A 19,719-nucleotide genomic window follows, 5' to 3' on the forward strand; every position below is an offset into this window, starting at 1 on the left:
TGGATTAATGTTATCCATTTTAACGGCTTCCGCATCAATTTTGGAATTGCTATAGTTCATCCATCGCAAGACACCTCACAACGGAGAAAACAAGATGAACATCCTGCAAATCAATTCCAGCGCCCGCAGCACCGGTTCCGCCTCGACCCGCCTGGCTGACGCCATCGTCGCCCGCGTAGAAGCGGCCAACCCTGGTGCCACCCTCGTCCGCCGCGACCTGGCTGCCGCACCGCACCCCGTGCTCGACGAACCGACCCTGCAAGCGCTGTTCACGCCGGTCGATAAACGCACGCCGGAGCAAGCGGCCCGCATCGCCCTGGACGACGCGCTGATTGCGCAAGTGCAAGCGGCTGACGTGATCGTCATCGGCGCGCCGATGTACAACTTCGGCATCACCGTGCAACTGAAAAGCTGGTTCGACGCAATTGCCCGCGCCAACGTCACCTTCAAGTACACGGAAAACGGCCCAGTTGGCCTGCTGAGCGGCAAGAAAGTCTATGTGGGCCTGTCCCGCGGCGGCTTGCACCGCGACAGCGCCAACGATAGCCAGGTGCCTTACCTGAACACCATGTTCGGTTTCCTGGGCATGACCGACGTGCAATATGTGTATTCGGAAGGCATGGGCATGGGTCCGGAAGCCGTGGCCAAGGCACAAGCGCAAGCGGACGCCGAGATCAACGCGATCCTGGTGTAATAGCTGACTGCCGCAACAAGGGGTCAGACGGGGACGCCGAGTTCCGGCGGGTCTGACCCCAAACAGGAGAACACAATGAGCGATACCACCACCGTCAACAAGCCACGCGCCGTCGAGCGCGTGATCGCCGGCCAGGCCGTCATGGATGGCGCCGGCGTGAAGATCAACCGCGTGCTGACGCAGCAGCTGCAGCGCCGTCTCGACCCGTTTTTGATGCTTGATAACTTTGCCAGCGACAAGCCGAACGACTATATCGCCGGCTTCCCCGAGCATCCGCACCGCGGCTTTGAAACGGTCTCGTACATGATCACGGGGCGCATGCGCCACAAGGACAGCGCGGGCAACGAAGGCTTGCTGACCTCGGGCGGCGTGCAATGGATGACGGCCGGCAGCGGCGTGATCCACTCGGAAATGCCGGAGCAGGAAGAAGGCGTGATGGAAGGTTTTCAGCTGTGGCTGAACCTGCCCGCGCGCGACAAGATGCGCACGCCGTGGTACCGCGATTTCACGAGCAGCGAGATCCCCCGCTACACGACGGACGCTGGCGTGGCCGTGCAAGTGATCGCCGGCGAGAGCCATGGCGTGACGGGCGCCGTGCAGCGCGAACTGACGGAACCGTTGTACCTCGATATCGACTTGCCGGCCGGTGCCAGCTTCGAGCAACCCTTGCCGCCAGGCCATAATGCTTTCATCTACACGTTTCGTGGCGAAGTGCAGGTCGACGGCAAGGCCGTGCCCGCCCTGCGCATGGCGATCTTTGCCAACACGCCGGGCAGCGACGGCGTGCGCATCGAGGCGCCCGAAGGCGGCCGCGTGATCCTCGTCGCCGGCCAGCCCTTGAATGAACCGATCGCGCAGTACGGCCCGTTCGTCATGAATACCCAGGCGGAAGTGTTCCAGGCCGTAGAGGATTTCCGTGAAGGGAAATTTGGCGAGACGGCGGCACAGTAAAATTTATTTGCTCCAGGTAAAACCTGCAGTGCCTCGCGGCCTGCAGGTTTTTTTACGCGCCGACTGTTTTGTTGCTTTTCAATTACACTGACGACAAGATCATTCCACAAAGCATTCCATGCATCCCACGCACGACAACACCGAACACGACGCCACCCATTTGCACGCCCACCTGAAAGGCGACGCCAAGCACACCCACTCATTCGAGGGGCGCAGCCAGAGCATCCTCGCGTGGGCGCTGGGGCTGACCCTGTCGTTTGCCGGCATCGAGGTCATCGCCGGTTTCCTGTCCAATTCGCTGGCCCTGATTTCCGACGCGGGCCACATGGTCACGGACGCGGCCGCGCTGGGCCTGGCCCTGCTGGCGCAGCTGATCGCGCGCCGCCCTCCCTCGCCACGCCACTCGTTCGGCTTTGGCCGCGCCGAAGCGCTGGCCGCCTTCGTCAATGGCCTGGCCATGCTGTGCGTCGTGGGCTGGATCTGCTATGAAGCCGTGCTGCGCTTTTCCGCCCCACAAACCGTGCAAGGCGGCATGGTCTTCATCGTCGCCTTCATCGGCCTGGCGATCAACCTGGTGGTGGCGTGGGTCTTGTCGAAAGACAAGCAAAGCGTGAACACGCGCGCTGCCCTTGTGCACGTGATGGGCGATTTGCTGGGCTCGGTCGCCGCCATCGTCGCCGGCGCCGTGATTTACTTCACGGGCTGGATGCAGATCGACCCGCTGCTGTCCGTGCTGGTGTCTCTGCTGATCCTGAAATCCACGTTCGGGGTATTGAAAGAGTCGTACCACTTCCTGATGGAAGGCGTGCCCATGCACATCGACTACGTCCAGGTGGGCGCGGACGTGGAGCAGGTGGACGGCGTGATTTCCGTGCACGACCTGCACGTATGGGACATGTCGCCCGGCCAGCCAGCCCTGATCGGCCACGTGGAAATCGAACACCTCGACCATTGGCCGAAGGTATTGCGGGCGATCAAGAAGATGCTGTTAGCCAAGCATGGGATAGACCACATCACTTTGCAGCCGGAGACGGCCACAATGGCGGGGTTGCATGCGGGTGACAAAACCCACTAGCAAGGACCGGGGTCAGACCCGCCGGGTCTGACCCCAGCTTCTGTACTTGGGGTTCAACAAGACTAACTGCGCCTTGCTTCAAGAACACCGCTCACATCCTTGATCACATTCAGCGCCTTCAACAACTGCGCCGTCGAGCTGATCTCGGCCGTAAAGGTCATGCGGGCCTGGCCCTTGGCGCTTTGGGTGTTGACGCCGATGACGTTGATTTTTTCGCGCGAAAAGATTTCGGAGATGTCGCGCAGCAAGCCCTGACGGTCACCGGCGAGAATAAAGATGTCGACCGGGTACACGGTGTCGTGCCCGCCCGTGCTGCCCCATTCCGTGAAGATCACACGCTCGGGCGACTTGGCACGCATTTCCTCAAAGTTCTTGCAGGTGGCGCGGTGAATCGACACGCCCTTGCCGCGCGTGACAAAACCGACGATGCTGTCCGGCGGCGCCGGCTTGCAGCACTTGGCCAGCACGGTCATGAGGCCCTCGGTCCCCACCACCAGCACGCCGGACTTGGCGCCCTGTTCCACGCTGGAAGCGCGGCTCTTGCCGACCAGCACGGCGTCTTCCGGCACCACCACTTCGCCATTGTCGTGCAGCGCCTGCTCCACGTGGCGCAGGCTGAATTCATCCTTGCCCACCGACAGGAACAGCTCGTCGACTTTCGCAAAGCCCAGTTTTTGCGCCAGCGCCTCAAGGTTGACGGCCGTCTTGCCTTCGCGCTGCAGCGACTTTTCCACCAGCGCGCGGCCGTGGGCCAGGGTTTCCTGCATGTCGATCGCGTGGAACCAGGCGCGGATTTTCGAGCGCGTACGCGTGCTGACGGCATAGCCGGCGCTGAGCCAGTCGCGCGACGGTCCGGCCGTGCCCGGCGCGCCTTTGGCCGTGATGATTTCGCAGGTCTGGCCGTTTTTCAGCTGGGTATTCAGGGGCACCATGATGCCGTCGACCTTGGCGCCCCGGCAGCGGTGGCCCACGTCCGTGTGCAGGTGGTAGGCAAAATCGACGGGCGTGGCACCCACGGGCAATTCCAGCACGCGCGCTTGCGGCGTCATGACGAAGATGCGGTCGTCCAGGGTGGCGGATTTCAACTTTTCCACCCACTCGCGCTGGATTTCTTCCTGGCCCACGACGGCGTCGGCCACCTCCGTTTTCCAGGCCAGCAGCTGGCGCAGCCAGGCGATCTTTTCGTCGTATTTCTGGCCGGCAAAGTTCGAGCCGCCCTCTTCCTTGTAGCGCCAGTGCGCGGCCACACCGTATTCGGCAAAGCTGTGCATTTCATTCGTGCGGATTTGCACTTCCAGCGGACGGCCATCTTCGGCCGTCACCACCGTGTGCAGCGACTGGTAACCGTTCGGTTTCGGCCGTGAAATGTAATCGTCGAATTCTTTCGGGATGGGGGTCCAGATATTGTGGACCACGCCCAGCACCGTGTAGCAGGTTTTCACGTCGGCAACGATGACGCGGAAGGCGCGCACGTCGTACAGGGCCGTGAAATCGAGCTCCTTGCCGCGCATCTTGTTCCAGATGCTGTAAATGTGTTTCGGGCGGCCAAAGACTTCCGCCTGGATACCGGCCGAAGCCAGTTCCGTCTGCAGGCGCAAGATCGCCGAGGACACGAAGCCCTCGCGCATCATGCGCTTTTCTTCCAGCATCTTGGCGATGCGTTTATACGCTTCCGGTTCGATGAAGCGGAACGACAAGTCTTCCAGTTCCCACTTCAGCTGCCAGATACCGAGGCGGTTGGCCAGCGGCGCGTACAGGTCCAGGGTTTCCTTGCCGTATTCACACGTCATTTCGTTGAACAGCTTCAAGTCGGCAAAGTAACGCAAGGTCGTCACGCAGGCGGCCAGGCGCACCAGCACGACACGCATGTCGGAAGCCATCGCCAGCAACATCTTGCGCAAGGTTTCCACCTGGGCCACGGCTTGCTGCGCCGCATTCTTGCCGCGCCCGCCAGCGCTGCCGTGCTGCGCCTGAGTCAGCGCGCGCAAGCGGATCAGCTGGCGCACGCCGGTGGCCAGGTCGCACACCTGCTTGCCGAAGCGGGGTTCGATGTCGGCCGCCGTATCGGGTTCCAGCAAGGTCAGCTCGAACATCAGGCCGGCGATGCGCGTTTCCGCATCGCTGCGCAGGAAAGCCAGGGTGGTGGCCACGCCGATGGCGAACTCCAGCGCGGAGCGGCCGGCAAAGGTCTGCTTGTCGCCATACGCTTCGGTGGCATACGCGAGCGCGTCCAGCACGCGCGCGCAGTCCGGCGCACTCAAGCCCTCTACCAGTTGTTCCGATGTGGCGCTATTCGGGGCCGAGATGGAAACCATGTATTACCTTTAAACTTGATGACTGAACAACTTGAAAACTTAACGTTCTGCAGCGATGACGACGATTTCAACCAGGCATGCCGGATTGGCCAGCTTCGCTTCCACCGTGGCGCGCGGCGGCGTGTGGCCGGAGGCGACCCAGTCATCCCACACTTCATTCATGCCGGGGAAATCCTTCATGTCGGCGATGTAGATCTGGCACGACAGGATGCAAGTCTTGTCGCTGCCCGCTTCCATCAGCAAACGGTCGACGTGGCCCAGCACTTCGCGCGTCTGGCCAACGATGCCTTGCGTGGTGTCTTCGGCGATCTGGCCAGCCAGGTAGATGGTGTTGTTGTGTATCGCTACTTCGGAGAGGCGTTTGCCTACGTGCAGTCGTGTAATTTCCATGCTTCTTCTTTCGGTTGTTTCAAAATCTGTACAGCGTATTACCTGTGTTACTTGCCCAGCAAAAATTTGCGGGCGATGGCGATCTGGTCGTCGTGGACGAAAGTGGGCGCATGGCCCACGCCGGCGATTTCCACCAGTTCCGCCTTCGGACCGCGACCGAGCATGCGCGTGGCCGTTTCGTGCGACAGCAAATCGGATTCCGAGCCGCGCACCAACAGAGTCGGGCAGCGCACGGCATCATACGCGGCCCACAGCATGGCTTCGTCGCTGGCCGCCGATTCCGGCGTGGCCGAGCGGAACGGCATGGCCAGTCCCATATCATAGTGGCGGCGCCAGTGGCCATCCTTGTCTTGCCGCAACACATCCACCGCCAGTTTATGCCATTCCGCATCCGTGTGCGGGCCGAAGCTGGCGGACACGTCGCGCACGAACTTGGCGCCCTGCTCGAACGTCTCGAAACGCAAGTCCTGGCCGATGTAGTCGCCGATGCGCTGCAAGGCTTCCGGCGCCAGAGTCGGGCCGATATCGTTCAGGACCAGCTTGCTGATCGGGCTGTGCGGCAACGATGCCAGGCCCAGGCCGATCAAGCCGCCCATCGACGTGCCGAACCAGTCCACCGTCTGGCGCTCGCCATTGGCCAGCACGCGTGCCAGCAGGGTCACCATGTCGCTCACATATTGCGGCACGCGGTAGAACTGGGGATTGGCCAGCCAGCCCGAGCGCCCGCGGCCCACCACGTCGGGGCAGATCACGCGGTAATCGCTGGCCATGGCGCGCGCCAGGTTGTCGAAGTCGTCCGCCACGCGCGTCACGCCATGGGCGCAGACGAGCACGTTCGGATTATCGGCAGCGCCCCACTCCTTGTACGACATGGTATGCAAGCCTGCGGGGGAGATGCACTGCACGGATTTGATGCTCGCTTCGATCATGCGATTCCTTATAACACCGGAGCTACGGTTTTGTCCGGCGTCGTTATTTGGTAGTAAAAAACAAAGAAACCGGCAATTTGCCGGATGCCTCGCGCGCGACGCTACGGCAGTGTAGCGCAGCGCGGGCAATGCTCCAAGCGCGCGGCTGAAATGCTGCGCCGCAGCACACTACTGGCACGCTCACCATGGCGCAATACCCGATATAGCGAAAATGCATATCTGCGGTTATCCACAATTGAGCCGGCCTGGCAATGCGCGGATGATCGCAGCATCAACCCGCAAGAGGAGACCACTCGTGAAAAAACCATTCTATAAAATCCTGTACGTACAGGTGCTGTTCGCCATCGTGGCCGGCGTGCTGCTGGGGGTGTTCTACCCGTCGAACGCCGTCGACATGAAACCGCTGGGTGACGGCTTTATCAAACTGATCAAGATGATCATCGCCCCGGTGATCTTCTGTACCGTGGTCTCCGGCATCGCCGGCATGCAGGACGTCAAGAAAATCGGCCGAGTGGGCGGCAAGGCGCTGCTGTACTTCGAAGTGGTTTCCACCTTCGCGCTGGCCATCGGCTTGCTGGTTGCTAACATCCTCAAACCGGGCGCCGGCTTCAACGCCGATCCGGCCCACCTGGACGCCAAGTCGATCGCGCAATACACGCATGCCGAAGGCATGTCGACCATCGACTTCCTGATGAACATCATCCCGAAGACCTTCGTTGACGCCTTCGCCAAAGGCGACATCCTGCAAGTGCTCTTGATCGCCATCCTGTTCGGCTTTTCGCTGTCCCTGCTGGGCGAGCGCGGCCGTCCCGTTACCAAGCTGATCGACGAACTGTCGCATGCCATTTTCGGCATGGTCAACATCATCATGAAAGTCGCTCCTATCGGCGCGTTCGGTGCGATGGCCTTTACCATCGGTAAATACGGCCTGGCTTCGCTGATTCCGCTGGCTAAACTGATGGGCTCGTTCTACCTGACCTGCTTCCTGTTCGTCTTCGTCGTGCTGGGTCTGATCGCCAAGTACACGGGCTTCTCGATCGGCCGCTTCCTGCTGTACATCAAGGAAGAACTGCTGATCGTGCTCGGTACCAGCTCGTCGGAATCGGCCCTGCCGGCCCTGATGAAAAAACTTGAGCGCCTGGGCTGCTCCAAGCCAGTCGTCGGCCTGGTCGTGCCTACCGGCTACTCGTTCAATCTGGACGGCACCAATATCTACATGACCATGGCCGCCCTGTTCGTGGCACAGGCCACCAACACGGAACTGACCATCTGGCAGGAACTGACCATCCTGGGCGTGGCGATGCTGACCTCGAAAGGCGCATCCGGCATCACGGGCGCCGGCTTCATTACCCTGGCCGCGACCCTGGCCGTGGTGCCGACGATCCCTGTGGCCGGCATGGCGCTGATCCTGGGCATCGACCGCTTCATGAGCGAATGCCGCGCGCTGACGAATTTCGTCGGCAACGGCGTGGCCACCATCGTCGTGTCAAAATGGGAAAAAGAACTGGACATGGACAAGCTGCATAGCGAGCTGGCCCACCCCACCCACCCGACCGAAGAAGCGTATGTCGCCCCAGCCGTGAATATCGTCAAGTAAGCCGTACTCTCCATTGCAAAGCCCCGCAGAGCGATCTGCGGGGCTTTTTCGTTGTGTGCGCGCTTCTCGCATCATCAACACACAGTAAATTATGCATCAATATTTAGCACGATGATCAATGAATGAAAAACCATTACAGTACTGTCACCTGTTCGCCGTCAAGCTCCCGCATAATGACATTGCGTTAATGCAAGCCTGACACCGAACCATCCTCACTTTTGAATGGAGCACGCATGTCCCTCTCGCCCGCCTTTTACGCCACCTGGAGCCCACGCCTGCTGGGCGTGCTGCGCATCATCCTCGGCTTTCTCTTCCTGCAACACGGCACGGCCAAGCTGTTCGGCGCGCCGCACGTGGCCATGTTCGACGGCTTGCAACTGTTTTCCGTGATGGGCGCGGCCGGCGTCATCGAGCTGGTCGGCGGCACCTTGCTGCTGGTGGGCCTGTTCACGCGCCCCGTCGCCTTCATCCTGTCGGGACAGATGGCGGCCGCCTATTTCATGGCGCACGCGCCCGCCGGTTTCCTGCCGATCCTGAACGGCGGCGAAATGGCCGTCATGTACTGCTTCACCTTCCTGTACTTCGCGGCAGCGGGCGCCGGCGCCTACAGCCTGGACGCATTGCGCGGCAAGGCGAGCGCATAAAAAAAGGGCGGACATCGCTGTCCGCCCCGCTTCGATACGACGCTACGCCTGGCTTACACGGCGGAGACGTCCAGTTCCGCGCCCGTGGCCGCCTGCACCTGCTCCTTGGTCACGCCCGGCGCCAGTTCCACCAGCTTCAAGCCGTTTTCCGTCACGTCAATGACGCCCAGGTCGCTGATGATGACGTCGACCACGCCCACGCCCGTCAGCGGCAAGTCGCACTGTTTCAGCAGCTTGTGCGACGTCGTGCCATCCTTGGCCGTGGCCACGTGTTCCATCAGCACGACAACGCGCTTGACGCCGGCGACGAGGTCCATCGCGCCGCCCATGCCCTTGACCATCTTGCCTGGGATCATCCAGTTCGCCAGGTCGCCCTTTTCCGACACTTGCATGGCGCCCAGGATGGCCAGGTTGATCTTGCCACCACGAATCATGCCAAACGAATCGGCCGAGCTGAAATAGGCGGCGCCCGGCAAGGCCGTCACCGTCTGCTTGCCAGCGTTGATCAGGTCGGCATCGACTTCCGCGTCCGTCGGGAACGGGCCGATGCCCAGCAAGCCGTTTTCCGACTGCAGGAATACTTCGATGTTGTCCGGCACATAGTTGGCGACCAGGGTCGGCAAGCCGATGCCCAGGTTCACATAAAAGCCATCCTGCAATTCCTTTGCCGCGCGCGCGGCCATTTCGTCACGTGTCCAAGCCATAGTAATCTCCGTATTCTGTTTTATGCTTCGGTGCGCACGGTGCGCTGCTCGATGCGTTTTTCCGGGTTCGCGTTGACCACGATGCGGTGCACGAAGATGCTCGGCGTGTGGACCTGGTCCGGATCGATCTCGCCCACTTCGACCAGTTTTTCCACTTCGACGATGGTGATCTTGCCGGCCATGGCCACGTTCGGGTTGAAATTGCGCGCCGTTTTGCGGTAGACCAAATTGCCGGCGCGATCGGCCATGTAGGCTTTGACCAGCGCCACGTCGGCCACGAGGCTGCGTTCCATCACGTATTGCTCGCCGTCGAATTCGCGCAGTTCCTTGCCGTCGGCAACGATGGTGCCCACGCCCGTCTTGGTAAAGAAGGCCGGGATGCCGGCGCCGCCGGCGCGCAGTTTTTCGGCCAGGGTGCCTTGCGGCGTGAATTCCAGTTCCAGTTCGCCGGCCAGGTACTGGCGCGCGAATTCCTTGTTTTCACCCACGTAGGAGGCGATCATTTTCTTGATCTGGCGCGTGGTCAACAGCTGGCCCAGGCCGAAGCCGTCCACGCCTGCATTGTTGGAGATGGCGGTCAGGCCCGTCACGCCCGAATCGCGCAAGGCGCCGATCAGGGCTTCGGGAATGCCGCACAGGCCGAAGCCGCCGACGGCGATGGTCTGGCCATCTTGGACGATACCGGCCAGCGCCGAGGCGGCGTCAGGATAAACTTTATTCATGGGTGTCCCTCTATCTTTTGTTAAGCTTTGGTCTTGAGTCCATGACTCAGGCAGCGACTCAGCATAAAATACGCGAGTGGAAAGTACAATACCGTAGAACTACCGGCGCCGTGCCGGCAATCCCCCTGTGAGAGTGATACGTATCAGATGAACGCCGCGTCAGCCATCGATTATGAAAGCATCTTCCTGCACGCGCCCGTGGGCATGTGCATGTCGGAAAACCGTATCATGCGTAGCTGCAACGAAGCGCTGGCGGCCATGTTCGGCTATGCGCGCGCCCAGCTGGACGACCAGTCGTTCGAAGTACTCTACCCCACGCACGACGAATTCCTGCGCACCGGTGACCGCATCATTCCCATCATGAACGCCAGGGGACGCTATTCGGACGAGCGCATCATGCGCCGCAGTAATGGAGAATTGTTCTGGTGCCACGTCACGGGCCACGCCATGCTGCCGCAGGAACCGCTGGGGCCGGGCATCTGGACGTTCGAGGATGTCAGCGAGAAACGTCCCGTGACGGCGGAACTGACCCCGCGCGAGCGCGAAATCGCCGCCCTGCTGGTGGAAGGCAAGACCAGCAAGGTCATCGCCCGCCAGATCGACCTCAGCCCCCGCACGGTGGAAATGCACCGCGCCAAGCTGATGCGCAAGTTCGCCGCGTCGACGTCGTCCGAGCTCGTGCACAAGCTGGTGGGACTGCAGCTGCAGCGCTAGAAGGTACTCATGCCACCGTCAGCGGAAATGATGGCGCCGTTGATGAAATGCGAATCCTCGCCCGCCAGCAGCAGCAGCAGGCCGTCGAGGTCTTCCGGCTTGCCCGGACGTTTATTCGGCAGCATTTCGATCAGCTTCTTGCCCTGCTCGGTGGCAAAGTAATCTTCATTGATTTCCGTGGAAATATAGCCGGGGCAGATGGCGTTCGTGTTGATGCCGTATTTGCCCCACTCCACGGCCATGGCGCGCGTCATGTGCACCATGCCCGCCTTGCTCATGCAATACACGCCGATCTGCGGCAGCACCTGCAAGCCCGCCATCGAAGCGATATTGATGATGCGGTGCTGTTTCTTCGGGTCGCCCTTGGCGCGCGCGATCATGCGCTTGGCCGTTTGCTGGGCCACGAAGAACGAACCGCGCAGATTGGTGTCCATCACGAACGAGTAATCTTCGGGCGTGACGTCGACCAGGCGTTGCGTGGTGGAGACACCGGAATTATTGACGAGGATATCGATGGGACCCGCTTCCGTTTCCGCATGCGCGATGGCCGACTTGATGCTGGCGAAGTCGGTCACGTCGAGCGACACCACGTGCGCGGCGCCGCCATCGGCTTCGATTTCGGCGCGCAATTCCTTCAGGCGTTCGGTGCGGCGCGACGCCAGCACGACCTGTGCGCCGGCCTGGGCCAGCACTTTCGCAAAGCGCGCGCCGAGGCCGCTCGATGCGCCGGTAATCAGGGCAATCTTGCCCTCGAAATTGACTTCTATGCCCACGAGCTACTCCTGTTTTATTTTAGACAACACTTTACGCCGTGCCTATGGCAATCGGGCAAATTCCCCCGCAGCGCACTCGAGCAAAAGTAAACGCCATCATTACACAAAATGGCCGGATTTAGATTGCGGCGAGGGGCAATGTCACGCAAAATGGCGCCAAAGTTGCAATCCTCGCCAAAAACAAGCACACTCGTGCTTAAATTTCCCCGATGATGCTTTATTCCCTATCCTTGCTACCTAATTGAGTGACTGACAATCGAGACCATGACACAGCCTAATAACTTAGTTGAACAGTACGGACCGCGCGAAACCATGGAGTATGACGTGGTGATCGTCGGCGGTGGCCCCGCAGGCTTGGCCGCGGCGATCCGCCTGAAGCAGCTGGCCGCAGAAAAGAGCCAGGAAGTGTCCGTCTGCGTGCTGGAAAAAGGCGGCGAACTGGGCGCGCATATCCTGTCGGGCGCCATCATGGACCCGAAAGCGCTCACGGAACTGATTCCGAACTGGAAAGAACTGGGCGCGCCCCTGAACACGGAAGTGACGGAAGACCGCATCCTGTTCCTGACCGAAACGAAAGCGTATAAAACGCCAGGCTTCGCCGTGCCGGCCTGCTTTGAAAACCACGGCAACTACATCGTCTCGCTGGGCAATGTCGTGCGCTGGATGGGCCAGCAGGCGGAAAACCTGGGCGTGGAAATCTTCCCCGGCTTCCCTGCCGCGGAAATCCTCTACAACGACGACGGCTCCGTGAAAGGTGTAGCGACCGGCAACATGGGCGTCAAGCGCGATGGCGAACCGGGTCCCGACTTCCAGCTGGGCATGGAATTGCACGCCAAGTACACGCTGTTCGCCGAAGGCGCGCGCGGCCACCTGGGCAAGCAATTGATGGCCAAGTATGACTTGAACGCCGGCAAGGATCCCCAATCGTACGGCATCGGCATCAAGGAATTGTGGGAAATCGATCCGGCCCAGCACAAGCCTGGCCTGGTGATCCACTCGAGCGGCTGGCCGCTGGATACAAAAACCTATGGCGGCTCCTTCCTGTACCACCTGGAAAACAACCAGGTGATGGTGGGCTACGTGGTGGGCCTGAACTACGAAAACCCGTATTTGTCGCCGTACGAGGAATTCCAGCGCTACAAGACGCATCCGGAAATCCGCAAGTTCTTCGAAGGCGGCAAGCGTATTTCCTACGGCGCGCGCGCGATCGCGGCCGGCGGCCTGCAATCGTTGCCGAAACTGGTGTTTGCCGGCGGCGCGCTGATCGGCTGCGATGCGGGTTTCCTGAACATGAGCCGCATCAAGGGCAGCCACGCGGCCATCAAGAGCGGCATGCTGGCGGCGGACGCGGCGTTTGGCGCGCTGGGCGAACAGCGCCAGCACGACGAACTGACGAGCTACCCTGTCGCCTTTGAAAAATCCTGGCTGCATGAAGAGCTGCACGTGGCGCGCAACGTCAAGCCATGGCTGTCGAAAGGTCTGTACCTGGGCAGCCTGATGACGGGCATCGACCAGCTGATCTTCCGCGGCAAGGCGCCGTGGACCCTGCACCACTCGCATGGCGACCACGAATGCCTGAAACCGGCAGCCCAGTCGAAAAAGATCGTGTATCCGAAACCCGATGGCAAGCTGACCTTCGACAAGATGTCGTCCGTGTTCATCTCGAACACGAACCACGCGGAAGACCAGCCCATCCACCTGACGTTGAAGAACGCCAGCGTGCCCGTCGACGTCAACCTGGCCACGTATGCGGGGCCGGAAGCGCGTTACTGTCCCGCCGGCGTGTACGAGTTCGTAAAGAACGACGACGGCGCCGAACGCCTGCAGATCAATGCACAGAACTGCGTGCACTGCAAAACCTGCGATATCAAGGATCCGACGCAGAACATCGTGTGGGTGACACCGGAAGGCGGCGGCGGGCCGAACTATCCGAACATGTAAGCCACGCTACTCATGCACGGCGACAACGTTGCCAAGTGACCCGAAGACAGCGCCCTACCCCTGCGGTAGCGCGCTGTTTTTTTATTAAAAACATCATATATCCTCCACGCTTTGACCCGTCAGCAACACCTCGTTTGCATTGCGACAGCATTCCTGGATAAATTCCACCTGGAAAGTTTCTCAGAAGCACTTCCACCAGTTACAATTCCCTCTGCTAACTATTTCCCCTTCCGCCCGCCCATGAACGCAAACGCCCTCCCCGCAGTGCCCCTCGACGCCGAATTGCAGCAAGCAATCACCGAACATCAGGCTGGCCGTTATGCCGAGGCGGAAGAACTTTACCTGGCGATCTTGCAGGCGCAGCCGTATCACGCCATCGCCAACCACAATATGGGTTTATTGGCGGGACAGGTCGGGCAATACCAGGCAGGCTTGCCGTATCTGCACAAGGCGCTGTCGGTGAACCCCGACGAAGGCCAGTTCTGGCTGTCGTATGCGGATGGCTTGCTCAAGGCGGGCGAACGCGAACAGGCGCTGGAGATCGTCACGGCGGCCATTGCGCGCGGTCTCGACAACGAGCAGTCGCAAGGCTTGCGCAGCCGCATCGAAACGGCGATCGCCGGCACGCCGACAGCACAGGAAACGCAGCACGTCATTGCGCTGTATCAAGCCGGCCACCATGCCGAACTGGAAGTGGCCAGCCACGCCCTGACGCAGCGCTATCCCGACTCCGATTTTGCCTGGAGCGTGCTGGGCACCGCCCTGCAATTGCAGGGCAAGGATGCGTTCGAGGCCCTGCAAAAAACCACGCAATTGGCACCCAACGATGCCGAAGCGCATGGCAACCTGGGCACCGCATGGCAGGAACGGGGCATGTACGACCAGGCGATCGACAGCTATGCCCGGGCGCTGGAACTGAATCCGGATTTTGTCGAGGCGCATGGCAACCTGGCGGCGGCCCTGCAGGCGCAAGGCAAGCTGGAGCAGGCCGAGCAGGCATACCGGCAAGCGCTGGCGCTGCGTCCCGATTACGCCAAGGGCCATTTCAATCTCGGCAATACACTGCAAGCGATGCAGCGCAGCGCCGAAGCCATCGCCTGCTATCAAAGCGCGCTGGCCCTGCTGCCGGGCGACGCGGAAATCTATCTGAATCTGGGCAATGCCCAGCTAGACCTGCGGCAATGGCAAACGGCCATCGTCAGCTACAGGGCTGTACTGCAACTGGCGCCCCACACCAAAGGTGCACATGCCAATCTTGCCGCAGCGCTGCACGAGGCAGGAGAATACGACAGCGCAGCAACCGCCTGCCAATCCGGCATTGAGTTACATGCGGACGACGCCAAGCTGCACAACAACCTGGGACGCGCGCTTCAGTGGCTGGGCCGGGCCGAGGAAGCCATCGCCGCGTATGAACAGGCGATCGCGCTCGATAGCGACTTTTCCCAGGCGCTGAGCAATCTGGGATTACTTCAGTGCAAGCAGAAGAACTACGCTGCAGCCATCGAGTACTGCATACGCGCGCATCGCCTGCAACCGGACGATGCGCAAACCTGCGCCCAGCTCGCCATCGCCTACGGCACCGCCGAAGACCGGGACAATGCGCTGAAGTACTTTCAACAGGCCATCGACATGGCGCCTGAAAACGCCGCAATGCACAAGCATCTGGGCGACTACTACAACTCCATCAAGCGCTTCGAGCAGGCCGCGGTGTCCTACCGCCAGGCACTCAAGTATGAACCAGACAATAGCGAGACGCATAACAACCTCGGCGTCGTTCTACAGGAATTGAAAGCATACGACGAAGCGACCGCTGCCTACGCGCGCGCGCTGGAATTGAATCCGAAAAACACCTCGGCGCTCATTAACCTGGGTTCCACACAGCAGGCGCAAAATCAAATCGAACAGGCCAAGCAGACTTATCTGGCCGCGCTCGCTATCGACGCCGAATTCGATCGCGCGCATTTTGCACTCGGCAATTGCCACGTGATCATGAGTGAACCGCTGCTGGCCCTCGAGTGCTATCACAAAGTATTGGAGATCAATCCCGACTATCGCGATGCCTACGTCAATATCAGCGCCACTTTCAGCAATATCGGCCGACTAGACGAAGCGATTGAAACCTGCCGCAAGGGGCTGGCCGTTTGTCCACTATGGGAAACCCTGTTCAGCAACTACCTGTTCCTGCTGTCGCATAGCGCCAACATTGATGCCGAGACACTATTTGCCGAACATCAGCGCTTTAGCGACACGTTCGAAAAACACGTTATCCAGAACCCGCTCCCGTACAACAATACGCGCGACCCGCTGCGCACCCTGAAAGTGGGCTTCGTGTCGGGCGATCTGCTCAATCATCCGGTGCCGCACTTCCTTATTCCGATACTGGAAAATATCGTCGATGGCGACCAATTGTCACTGTACGCTTACCACAATAATCCGCAAAATGACGATGTGACCGAGCGGCTGCAGGAGTTTTTCCCCCACTGGAGGCAGGTCGAACACCTGTCCGACCCCGAACTGTCGCAGCTGATCCGCGACGATGGCATCGATATTCTGATCGATCTGTCTGGTCACACGGGCAAGAATCGTCTGCTCATGTTCGCTGCAAAGCCTGCACCTGTCCAGGCAAGCTGGATAGGCTATCCGCTCACCACAGGACTGCAGGCGATAGACTACTACCTGAGCGACCCGTTTTTTTCGCCACCCGGCGAATTGGACAGCCAGTTCACCGAGAAACTGTTGCTGCTGCCGGCCTGCGTGCCCTTCCTGCCATCCCTATTTGCACCCGCCGTTCAGCCCGCACCAGCCCTGACAAATGGCTATATCACCTTCGGCAGCTTCAATCGTCTGAATAAAATCAATCGCCAGGTGGTCGCGCACTGGTGCAAGCTGCTGCGCGCCCTGCCGGATTGCAGAATGCTGCTCGCCGCCATGCCAAAATCCGAAGCGCCAGAGCAACTGCGGGCCTGGTTCGAGGAAGAAGGCATCGCGCTTGAGCGACTGACCTTTGAAGGGCGTACCGGCATAACGCAATTCATGGCCATGCATCACCGCGTCGACATCTGCCTCGACACCTTCCCCTACGGCGGCGGCACGACGACCTTCCATGCGCTGTGGATGGGCGTGCCCACGCTCACGGTGGCTGGTCCCACGTTCCCCAGCCGGGCCGGCACGATGATCCTGCGCCAGATCGAACTCGAGGAATTCATTGCCATCGACGATGACGATTTCGTGCGCAAGGGCGTGGCCATGGCGGCCAACCCGATGTTGCTGGGCGCCTACCGCTTCAGCATGCGGCACCGCCTGGAACGCTCGACCATGGGCAAGCCCAAGCTGATTACGGAAGGCCTGGAAAATGGCCTGCGCATGGCTTGGCAACGCTGGTGCGAAGGCTTGCCGCCCATCTCGTTTGAAGCACCCGTGGCCGTACCCAACCCGCCGATCGGATTATGATGAGCGCTCAAAAAAACAAACCCGTGTATGTCACCCAGCCCCTGCTGCCGCCGCTGGAGGATTTCCTGCCGTATCTGGAAACGATCTGGAACAACAAGATCCTGACCAATGGCGGCCCGTTCCACCAGCAACTGGAACAGGCGCTGTGCGACTACCTGGGCGTCAAGCACATCTGCCTGTTCGCCAATGGCACCTTGGCATTGATGACGGCCTTGCAGGCGCTGCGCATCAACGGCGAAGTCATCACGACGCCGTATTCGTTTGTCGCCACCGCTCATTCGCTGCTGTGGAATAACATCAAGCCCGTCTTTGCCGACATCGAGCCGCACAGCCTGAACCTCGACCCGAGCAAAATCGAGGCGGCCATCACGCCGCAGACCACCGCCATCATGCCCGTGCATTGCTACGGCCGGCCATGCGATATCGAAGCCATCGAGAAAATTGCCGACAACTACAACCTGAAGGTGATCTACGATGCGGCGCATGCGTTCGGCGTGCGCCACCGGGGCGGCAGCGTGCTCAATCACGGCGACCTTTCCGTGATCAGCTTTCACGCCACCAAGATCTTCAACACTTTCGAAGGCGGCGCCATCGTCTGCCCCGATGCCAAGACCAAGCAACGGATCGACCACCTGAAAAACTTCGGCTTCGTCGATGAAGTCACGGTCGTGGCCGCCGGCATCAATGGCAAGATGAGCGAGATCAATGCCGCCTTCGGCTTGCTGCAGCTCAAGGGTATCGACGGCGCGCGCCAGAAGCGCAAGGCGATCGATGCGCATTACCGCCAGCAGCTGGCCGGCATCGATGGCATCACCTGCGTGCAGCAAGGCGATGCCGAGGCGGCCAACAATGCGTATTTCCCCATCCTCGTCGGCCCCGGCTACCCGCTGTCGCGCGATGCCCTGTTCCAGCTGCTGCGCGACCAGGAAGTCTACGCGCGCCGCTACTTTTACCCGCTCATCAGCGACTTCCCCATGTACCGCGGCATGCCGTCGGCGGCGCACGCAAATCTGCCCGTGGCACGCCTCGCGTCGTCGCAGGTGATCTGCCTGCCCATCTATCCGGATCTGGATATGGCCACCGTGGACGCCATTATCGCCATGATCGCCGCCCCCGCACTGCAACAAGAAGTGATACGGAACATCGCCTGATGCACATTTCCACCGAAACCAATTTTTCCGGCGTGGCCGAAAACCATCCGTGGTCGGCCCAATTCACGGTGCTGGGCTACGACGATGGCGCCATCAGCACCCTGCCCCATCAATTTTTCCGCGACTGGCTGGACCAGGAACCGACAAGCGGGCACTTCTACATCGGACGTGGCTCCGGCTTTGGCGTCGGTTCGCTGGTGAAATATGACAGCGGGCAGCAAAGCTTGTGCGTGGGACGCTATGTGGCCGGCGGTTCGCGCCTGCGCTTCCTGCTCAATGGCCAGCACGAGATGCGCACCATTTCCACGTACATGCTGTCGATCCTCGGCGGCGGCTTGAAAAACACCCCACCGCCTCAGTATGCCGATACGGTGATCAGGAACGATGTCTGGATCGGCGACGAAGTGATGGTGCTCGGCGGCAGCATCATCGACAACGGCTGCGTCATCGGCGCCCGTTCTCTGCTGCCGCCGAATTTTCGCTCGGAACCGTATGGTATCTATGCGGGCTCGCCGGCGCGCCTGATACGCTACCGTTTCCCTGAAAAAGTGCGCGCCGCGCTGCTGGAACTGGCATGGTGGGACATGCCGCTGGCCTGGGTGCGCGACAACAATGCCATGTTCCTGGAAGATATGTGCGCCGATGAAGCGAAGGCATTGCTGGTCATCGACATCCTGAAAAGCAGCCGCAAACAATGGGAAGAAATGCATGGCAGCGCAGTTGCCTGAGTCTGGCAAGCCCGGCAATGCTATCCCGACCAATTGCAAGGAGTGACCATGAGTGAATTGTTTAATCCCGGCTATTACACGGAAGACGACTTGCAGCATGCCGGCTTCCGCCATGTCGGCAGCAACGTCCGCGTCGCAAAAAACTGTGTCATTGTCGGCATGGAGAATATTTCGCTCGGCAACAATGTCCGTATCGACGGGTACAGCACGCTGGTGGCTGCGGGCGGCGGCCACATCCGCATCGGCAACCATGTGCATATCGGCGGCTACTGCTTTCTCTCGGGTGCGGCGGGCATGACGCTGGACGACTTCTCGGGCCTGTCGCAAGGCGTACGCCTGTATAGCAAGACGGATGACTACAGCGGGGCCAGCCTGACCAATCCCACCGTACCGGAAGAATTTACCAATTGCAAAAGCGGTCCCGTGCATCTGGGCCGCCACGTCATCATCGGCTCGGGCAGCGTCGTCTTGCCTGACATAACAATAGGCGACGGCGTGGCCGTGGGCGCTCTCAGCCTGGTCACCAAATCCCTGCAAAGCTGGGGTATTTATGCCGGGACACCGGCAAAGCGCCTGAAAAACCGAGCGCGCGACTTATTGGCCGCAGAAACATTGCTACTGGAGAAACTTTCCAGTGCGGACAGATAGCCGAAGCCGCATGCCTGCACAGGCGCGCCATACGCAGAAGCATGCTTAAAAAACACTTTTTTCAGCTAAACATGGCGTCCACAAAAAATTTCCATACGGCATTTAATAAAGTGAAATGAATGGTCGTCTTGTACTGGTAGGAGCAGATAACCCGTCGCTCCTCACCGTAACCACCCAATTAGGAATGACACCATGCTGAGCCTTCACACCAACGCTGCTTCCCTGTCGGCACAAAATTCGATCTCGAATACCCAATCCAAACTGTCGACTTCGATGACGCGCCTGAGCACCGG

Annotated in this window: 17 protein-coding genes and 1 pseudogene; 12 read left to right on the forward strand and 6 right to left on the reverse strand. The window is 60.3% G+C overall.

Features of this window, described 5'->3' with window-relative positions:
- Nucleotides 1-94 precede the first annotated feature (94 nt).
- From AC54AG_RS25390 to AC54AG_RS25400, 3 genes are all read left to right on the forward strand, one after another.
- Complete coding sequence (locus tag AC54AG_RS25390; protein ID WP_496632072.1) at nt 95-694, forward strand: FMN-dependent NADH-azoreductase; 600 nt, start codon at nt 95-97, stop codon at nt 692-694.
- A gap of 75 nt (nt 695-769) precedes the next feature.
- On the forward strand, nt 770-1,645 hold the full coding sequence (locus tag AC54AG_RS25395; protein WP_219328398.1) for a pirin family protein: 876 nt from the start codon (nt 770-772) through the stop codon (nt 1,643-1,645).
- A 118-nt stretch (nt 1,646-1,763) separates the two neighbouring features.
- On the forward strand, nt 1,764-2,720 hold the full coding sequence (locus AC54AG_RS25400) for a cation diffusion facilitator family transporter (protein WP_331778698.1): 957 nt from the start codon (nt 1,764-1,766) through the stop codon (nt 2,718-2,720).
- 62 nt (nt 2,721-2,782) lie between these two features.
- Here AC54AG_RS25400 and AC54AG_RS25405 read toward each other — a convergent pair whose 3' ends face one another.
- The 3 genes from AC54AG_RS25405 to AC54AG_RS25415 are packed head-to-tail and all read right to left on the reverse strand — an operon-like array spanning nt 2,783 to nt 6,354.
- Nucleotides 2,783-5,035 (reverse strand): RelA/SpoT family protein, encoded by a 2,253-nt coding sequence (locus tag AC54AG_RS25405; RefSeq protein WP_034752338.1) that lies wholly within the window; start codon nt 5,033-5,035, stop codon nt 2,783-2,785.
- A gap of 39 nt (nt 5,036-5,074) precedes the next feature.
- Nucleotides 5,075-5,425: a RidA family protein gene (locus tag AC54AG_RS25410; RefSeq protein WP_034752339.1), complete on the reverse strand. Its 351-nt coding sequence runs from the start codon at nt 5,423-5,425 to the stop codon at nt 5,075-5,077.
- Nucleotides 5,426-5,472: 47 nt separating this feature from the next.
- On the reverse strand, nt 5,473-6,354 hold the full coding sequence (locus AC54AG_RS25415) for an alpha/beta fold hydrolase (protein WP_219328396.1): 882 nt from the start codon (nt 6,352-6,354) through the stop codon (nt 5,473-5,475).
- A gap of 259 nt (nt 6,355-6,613) precedes the next feature.
- Between AC54AG_RS25415 and AC54AG_RS25420 the strand changes: the two genes are divergently transcribed.
- Complete coding sequence (locus AC54AG_RS25420; protein WP_496632076.1) at nt 6,614-7,951, forward strand: dicarboxylate/amino acid:cation symporter; 1,338 nt, start codon at nt 6,614-6,616, stop codon at nt 7,949-7,951.
- Nucleotides 7,952-8,184: 233 nt separating this feature from the next.
- The gene (locus AC54AG_RS25425) at nt 8,185-8,595 is read left to right on the forward strand and encodes a DoxX family protein (protein ID WP_070303099.1); all 411 of its coding nucleotides are present in this window, start codon (nt 8,185-8,187) and stop codon (nt 8,593-8,595) included.
- A gap of 53 nt (nt 8,596-8,648) precedes the next feature.
- Here the strand turns inward: AC54AG_RS25425 and AC54AG_RS25430 are convergent, their stop codons facing one another.
- Nucleotides 8,649-9,299 carry a CoA transferase subunit B gene (locus tag AC54AG_RS25430; protein ID WP_072454554.1) on the reverse strand — a complete coding sequence of 217 codons (651 nt, stop codon included), beginning with the start codon at nt 9,297-9,299 and terminating at the stop codon, nt 8,649-8,651.
- 20 nt (nt 9,300-9,319) lie between these two features.
- On the reverse strand, nt 9,320-10,021 hold the full coding sequence (locus AC54AG_RS25435) for a CoA transferase subunit A (RefSeq protein ID WP_070303098.1): 702 nt from the start codon (nt 10,019-10,021) through the stop codon (nt 9,320-9,322).
- 147 nt (nt 10,022-10,168) lie between these two features.
- On the opposite strand from AC54AG_RS25435, the gene AC54AG_RS25440 reads away from it, so the two are divergent.
- Complete coding sequence (locus tag AC54AG_RS25440; RefSeq protein WP_034752350.1) at nt 10,169-10,735, forward strand: PAS and helix-turn-helix domain-containing protein; 567 nt, start codon at nt 10,169-10,171, stop codon at nt 10,733-10,735.
- On the opposite strand, the gene AC54AG_RS25445 is transcribed toward AC54AG_RS25440, so the two are convergent.
- Complete coding sequence (locus tag AC54AG_RS25445; RefSeq protein WP_034752351.1) at nt 10,732-11,508, reverse strand: SDR family oxidoreductase; 777 nt, start codon at nt 11,506-11,508, stop codon at nt 10,732-10,734. The two genes, AC54AG_RS25440 and AC54AG_RS25445, sit on opposite strands and share 4 nt — an antisense overlap.
- A gap of 264 nt (nt 11,509-11,772) precedes the next feature.
- On the opposite strand from AC54AG_RS25445, the gene AC54AG_RS25450 reads away from it, so the two are divergent.
- From AC54AG_RS25450 to AC54AG_RS25475, 6 genes and pseudogenes are all read left to right on the forward strand, one after another.
- Nucleotides 11,773-13,449: an electron transfer flavoprotein-ubiquinone oxidoreductase gene (locus tag AC54AG_RS25450; RefSeq protein WP_175444538.1), complete on the forward strand. Its 1,677-nt coding sequence runs from the start codon at nt 11,773-11,775 to the stop codon at nt 13,447-13,449.
- A gap of 240 nt (nt 13,450-13,689) precedes the next feature.
- Nucleotides 13,690-16,899 (forward strand): tetratricopeptide repeat protein, encoded by a 3,210-nt coding sequence (locus AC54AG_RS25455; protein WP_496632080.1) that lies wholly within the window; start codon nt 13,690-13,692, stop codon nt 16,897-16,899.
- Entirely contained in the window at nt 16,899-18,050 is a 1,152-nt protein-coding gene (locus AC54AG_RS25460; protein WP_496632082.1) for a DegT/DnrJ/EryC1/StrS family aminotransferase, read from the forward strand. Before AC54AG_RS25455 ends, AC54AG_RS25460 begins: the two co-directional genes overlap by 1 nt.
- A complete protein-coding gene (locus AC54AG_RS25465; protein WP_319993027.1) occupies nt 18,050-18,778 on the forward strand; it encodes an LbetaH domain-containing protein in 729 nt (242 codons plus the stop codon). Before AC54AG_RS25460 ends, AC54AG_RS25465 begins: the two co-directional genes overlap by 1 nt.
- A gap of 48 nt (nt 18,779-18,826) precedes the next feature.
- The gene (locus AC54AG_RS25470; RefSeq protein WP_496632085.1) at nt 18,827-19,426 is read left to right on the forward strand and encodes an acyltransferase; all 600 of its coding nucleotides are present in this window, start codon (nt 18,827-18,829) and stop codon (nt 19,424-19,426) included.
- A 192-nt stretch (nt 19,427-19,618) separates the two neighbouring features.
- Nucleotides 19,619-19,719 (forward strand): annotated as a pseudogene (locus AC54AG_RS25475) (Lateral flagellin); the annotation flags it as partial.

Source organism: Janthinobacterium sp. BCJ23 (assembly GCF_059617945.1).

What these genes read in the sequence shown, in the direction of transcription:
- AC54AG_RS25400 (WP_331778698.1), top strand. Translation starts at nt 1,764, where the DNA reads ATGCATCCCACGCACGACAACACCGAACACGACGCCACCCATTTGCAC.
- AC54AG_RS25435 (WP_070303098.1), bottom strand. Translation starts at nt 10,021, where the DNA reads ATGAATAAAGTTTATCCTGACGCCGCCTCGGCGCTGGCCGGTATCGTC.
- AC54AG_RS25430 (WP_072454554.1), bottom strand. Translation starts at nt 9,299, where the DNA reads ATGGCTTGGACACGTGACGAAATGGCCGCGCGCGCGGCAAAGGAATTG.
- AC54AG_RS25470 (WP_496632085.1), top strand. Translation starts at nt 18,827, where the DNA reads ATGAGTGAATTGTTTAATCCCGGCTATTACACGGAAGACGACTTGCAG.
- AC54AG_RS25405 (WP_034752338.1), bottom strand. Translation starts at nt 5,035, where the DNA reads ATGGTTTCCATCTCGGCCCCGAATAGCGCCACATCGGAACAACTGGTA.
- AC54AG_RS25440 (WP_034752350.1), top strand. Translation starts at nt 10,169, where the DNA reads ATGAACGCCGCGTCAGCCATCGATTATGAAAGCATCTTCCTGCACGCG.
- AC54AG_RS25420 (WP_496632076.1), top strand. Translation starts at nt 6,614, where the DNA reads ATGATCGCAGCATCAACCCGCAAGAGGAGACCACTCGTGAAAAAACCA.
- AC54AG_RS25395 (WP_219328398.1), top strand. Translation starts at nt 770, where the DNA reads ATGAGCGATACCACCACCGTCAACAAGCCACGCGCCGTCGAGCGCGTG.
- AC54AG_RS25390 (WP_496632072.1), top strand. Translation starts at nt 95, where the DNA reads ATGAACATCCTGCAAATCAATTCCAGCGCCCGCAGCACCGGTTCCGCC.
- AC54AG_RS25450 (WP_175444538.1), top strand. Translation starts at nt 11,773, where the DNA reads ATGACACAGCCTAATAACTTAGTTGAACAGTACGGACCGCGCGAAACC.
- AC54AG_RS25455 (WP_496632080.1), top strand. Translation starts at nt 13,690, where the DNA reads ATGAACGCAAACGCCCTCCCCGCAGTGCCCCTCGACGCCGAATTGCAG.
- AC54AG_RS25425 (WP_070303099.1), top strand. Translation starts at nt 8,185, where the DNA reads ATGTCCCTCTCGCCCGCCTTTTACGCCACCTGGAGCCCACGCCTGCTG.
- AC54AG_RS25460 (WP_496632082.1), top strand. Translation starts at nt 16,899, where the DNA reads ATGAGCGCTCAAAAAAACAAACCCGTGTATGTCACCCAGCCCCTGCTG.
- AC54AG_RS25410 (WP_034752339.1), bottom strand. Translation starts at nt 5,425, where the DNA reads ATGGAAATTACACGACTGCACGTAGGCAAACGCCTCTCCGAAGTAGCG.
- AC54AG_RS25465 (WP_319993027.1), top strand. Translation starts at nt 18,050, where the DNA reads ATGCACATTTCCACCGAAACCAATTTTTCCGGCGTGGCCGAAAACCAT.
- AC54AG_RS25415 (WP_219328396.1), bottom strand. Translation starts at nt 6,354, where the DNA reads ATGATCGAAGCGAGCATCAAATCCGTGCAGTGCATCTCCCCCGCAGGC.